This window comes from Rhizobium sp. PDO1-076 (assembly GCF_000247475.1).
In the GTDB taxonomy this organism is placed as follows: Bacteria; Pseudomonadota; Alphaproteobacteria; order Rhizobiales; family Rhizobiaceae; genus Allorhizobium.
Window position 1 is genome coordinate 1 of sequence record NZ_AHZC01000170.1, and the last position, 3,655, is coordinate 3,655.

Genomic DNA, 3,655 nt, shown 5'->3' on the forward strand with positions numbered 1-3,655 from the left:
GACGTTGATGCCGGTCGTGACCGAGCCGGTGAACGAGACATGGCGGACGGCGGGGTGGCGCACCAGCGGTGCGCCGGCTTGGCCGCCGGTTCCGGTCACGACATTGCAGACGCCGGCCGGTAGACCGGCGCGATGCAGCAGTTCGGCGAGCAGCAGCGCCGTCATTGGCGTCTGTTCGGCAGGCTTGGCGATGACGGTGCAGCCGGCCGCGAGTGCCGGCGCTATGCCGCGCGCGGCCGTCGACAGTGGATAGTTCCACGGAATGATGTGAGCGGTTACACCTACAGGCTCGATGATCGAATAGCCGAGGTAGTCATGGCCGAGCGGAAAGCTGTCGCCTTGCATCGTGTTGGCGGCGGCGGCGTAATATTCAAAGGTGCGGGCGGCACCGGCGATGTCGCCTTCGGCCTCGGCCAAGGGTTTGCCGCTATCGAGGCTTTCAATCACGGCGAGGCGAGGGGCGTCCTCCCGAATGAGTGCCGCCGCGCGGGCCAGCATGCTGCCGCGAGCGGCCGGGCGGGTCCTGCCCCAGCCGCGCCCGGCACGAAGGGCGGCGTTGACGGCAGCGTCGATATCGTCAGCGTCACCGGCGGCAAAATCGTGATAGGCGCGACCGAGACCCGGATCGAAGGTTTCCATCATCCCACCCGAAAGCGGCGCGACCCAGCGGCCGTCGATGAAGTGGTCCCTGGGCAGGCCGCTCAAGGTGCCGGTCTCAAGATATTCCGCCGCGAGGCGATCGGCTTGTTCAGTCATGTCAATTGATCTCGCTGATCTGGTAGCTGGATTTCGCCAGCCATTCCGGGTCGATCTCGATGCCCCAGCCGGGTGCGTCGGTGACCGTAGCCTTGCCGTCGACGATCACATAGGGATCGTTGCGGAAGAGGCCATATTGCCAAGGATAATAGTCGGCGCCCTCGATCGAGAATTCGAGATAGTCACCCGCATTGGGTATGGCGCGCAGGATATGCATGGTGAACAGCGTGACCAGCGAAAGATTGGCGCAATGCGGCGTCACCGGCAGCCCCGCTTCCGCTGCCATACGTGCCACCCGTAGGGTCCGGTTGATGCCACCGAGATAGAGGACATCGGGCTGGACGATGTCGACCGCCCGCATGTCGATCATGCGGCGCCACACCGTCAGGTCGCAGTCCTGCTCGCCGCCGGTCACGGCGATGGTAAGCGCATCGGCCACCTGTTTTGTCTGCTCCAGTTCCCAGTAAGGGCAGGGCTCCTCGTAGTGGACCATGCCGTGGTCCTCCATCATCCGCCCGACCTCGATCGCCTTGTCCGGCGAATAACAGGAATTGGCGTCGGCGAGCAGGGCGGCCTCCGTGCCGAGCGCCCGAGCTACGGCGGGAATGATCTCCTCGGTGCGGCCCTGCCACTCATCTCGATTGCGTCCGACTTCCGCACCGACCCGAAATTTGAAGGCATCAAATCCGAATTGCTGGCGCAGCCGCTTGAACCGTTCGACCTCGTCGTGTGGGGTGATGTCACGCTTCATGGATGAAGCGTAGGCGCGCAGCGGTCCCGGCGTTCCACCGAGCAGGGCGACCACTGGCTTGCCTGCCTGCTTGCCGTGCAGGTCCCAGATGGCCGTATCGAGCCCGCCAATGGCGCGACGGAGATAGGATCCAGGGAATTTGTGCTCGCGTTCGGTGATCAGGTCGAGATGGTCGTCCAGATCTGTGATCTCGACACCCAGAGTCCAGGGCGCGACCTGTCGATGCAGAACCAGCGCGGAAATGTCGGAATTGTAATTCGACAACTGGCCCCAGCCCGTCGCTCCGGTCTCGTCGGTGACGCGAACGAAGGCGACATAGCGCGTCGAAAACGTCTCGATCGACTTCAGTTTCATCGCCGGCAACTCCGTTGTCTTGCATGTGTCTTGCAGGGTGCATCCGATCATTGGCCTTACATTGAGCCGAAACTGGCCTTTGACTAAGGTCCATTTTGGATTAGTTTTCATGCCAATAAAGCCGACAACGGCGTTGGGGAACGAGAATGGTCAAATATGCCGGCGGGGCGCTGATCCCGCCGATCAGGATCAACAGGGATGATCCGGGCTCACTGACGGCGCAGCTGGCGAGCGGTTTGCGCGAACTGATCCTGTCCGGACGGCTGGCACCCGGTGAACGGCTGCCGTCAAGCCGAACGCTGTCGAAGGATCAGGGTGTGTCGCGCACCACGGCGGTGACTGTCTATGAACAGTTGATGGCCGAGGAACTGATCTTTTCGCGGGTGGGCGCCGGCGCCTATGTCAGCGAGACGCTGCAGTCTGAGCGTCCCATCCAGCCGCAGGCAATGCCGGAACTTGCCGATGCGGCACCGCCGCGTCTGGCGCGGTTGAGCATCGAGGCATCCGAACATTACTTTCCCCGCCTGTCCCATCCGCAGGTGCCGCGCCCCTTCGTCACCGGCATGCCGGCCAATGATGAATTCCCGATGCCGTTGTGGTCGCGGCTGTCGGCGCAGTACTGGCGCCAGTCTCGCCATCTGGTGCTTGGCTATCCCGATCCTGTCGGGCTGTTCGAACTGCGCCATGCCATAGCAAACCATCTCAAAGCCAATCGTGGCGTGATCTGCGAACCGGACGACGTCTTCGTGTTCAATGGAGCGCAGGATGCTTTCAACCGGATCGGCCAGATGCTGCTCAATCCCGGCGACCATGTCTGGTTCGAAAACCCAGGCCCGATCGGTGCCCGAAACAGCCTGGTGTCGAGCGGGGCAAGCCTGGTGCCGGTGCCGGTTGATGATCATGGAATGGATGTGGCGGCCGGGCTCAAGCTCTGCCCGGAGTTCCGCATGGCCTTTGTCACGCCGGCGCGCCAGCATCCGCTCGGCGTCACGATGTCGCTCGGAAGGCGGCTTGAACTACTCAATGCCGCCGGTCGTTGCGGTGCCTGGATCATCGAGGACGACTATGACGGCGAATTCTATTATTCCGGCCATCCAGCGCCAACCCTGAAAAGCATCGATACGGCCGGACGGGTCATCTATGTGGGTACGTTTTCCAAGGTCATGTTCGCCGGTCTGCGGCTCGGATACCTCGTAGCCCCGCCGGAACTTGCCAAGATGTTTCAAAGGGTGGCGGGCGCCACCATGCAAGGTGCGCCCTCCAGTCTGCAATCGATTATGGCGAGTTTTATGGAGCAGGGCCATTTCAATGCCCATCTTCGACGGATGCGCCGCATCTATGCCGAACGGCAGGCCGCGCTCGTTGATGCTGCCGCAGAGCATCTCGACGGATTGCTGGACGTTCAGCCAACGACGACGGGGTTCCAGACTGTGGGTCGGCTATGGGATGGTTTTGATGAGAACGCGGTTTCTGCCAGGGCGCTGGAGCGCGGCATCATCGTTTCGCCGATCAGCCGATTCTCGCTGGCGCCTGCGCAGAAAGGTCTGATCCTCGGATTCAGCGCCGTGCCGTCGCGGGCGACCGTCGCCGCTGTCCGCGATCTCGCCGAACTCCTGCACCAGATGCGCAAGCAACGATAGGTCGAGCGTTGCTGGGCTGGCGGTTAACGGCGTGCGTCCTCCAGGATGAAATCGCATCCCCGTTCGCCAACCATGATCGACGGTGCATTGATGTTGCCCGACGGGATCAGCGGGAAGATCGAGGCGTCAACAACGCGCAGGCCCTCAAGACCGT

The 3,655-nt window shown here is 62.5% G+C and carries 4 protein-coding genes; 1 reads left to right on the forward strand and 3 read right to left on the reverse strand.

Annotated elements, in window-relative coordinates; genetic code table 11:
• Both PDO_RS11210 and PDO_RS11215 read right to left on the reverse strand, forming a co-directional pair.
• Positions 1–756 (reverse strand): aldehyde dehydrogenase family protein (locus tag PDO_RS11210; RefSeq protein WP_007601929.1); only part of this gene is annotated, 756 nt, incomplete at its 3' end.
• A 1-nt stretch (position 757) separates the two neighbouring features.
• The gene (locus PDO_RS11215) at positions 758–1,861 is read right to left on the reverse strand and encodes a mandelate racemase/muconate lactonizing enzyme family protein (RefSeq protein ID WP_007601930.1); all 1,104 of its coding nucleotides are present in this window, start codon (positions 1,859–1,861) and stop codon (positions 758–760) included.
• Between the two features lie 146 nt (positions 1,862–2,007).
• Here PDO_RS11215 and pdxR point away from each other — a divergent pair, with 146 nt between their 5' ends.
• A complete protein-coding gene (gene pdxR / locus PDO_RS11220; protein ID WP_007601932.1) occupies positions 2,008–3,501 on the forward strand; it encodes a MocR-like pyridoxine biosynthesis transcription factor PdxR in 1,494 nt (497 codons plus the stop codon).
• 23 nt (positions 3,502–3,524) lie between these two features.
• On the opposite strand, the gene PDO_RS27110 is transcribed toward pdxR, so the two are convergent.
• Positions 3,525–3,655 (reverse strand): GMC oxidoreductase (locus PDO_RS27110; protein ID WP_007601934.1); only part of this gene is annotated, 131 nt, incomplete at its 5' end.

Excerpts from the sequence above, each read along its gene's own strand:
- pdxR (WP_007601932.1), top strand. The coding sequence starts at position 2,008 with ATGGTCAAATATGCCGGCGGGGCGCTGATCCCGCCGATCAGGATCAAC.
- PDO_RS11215 (WP_007601930.1), bottom strand. The coding sequence starts at position 1,861 with ATGAAACTGAAGTCGATCGAGACGTTTTCGACGCGCTATGTCGCCTTC.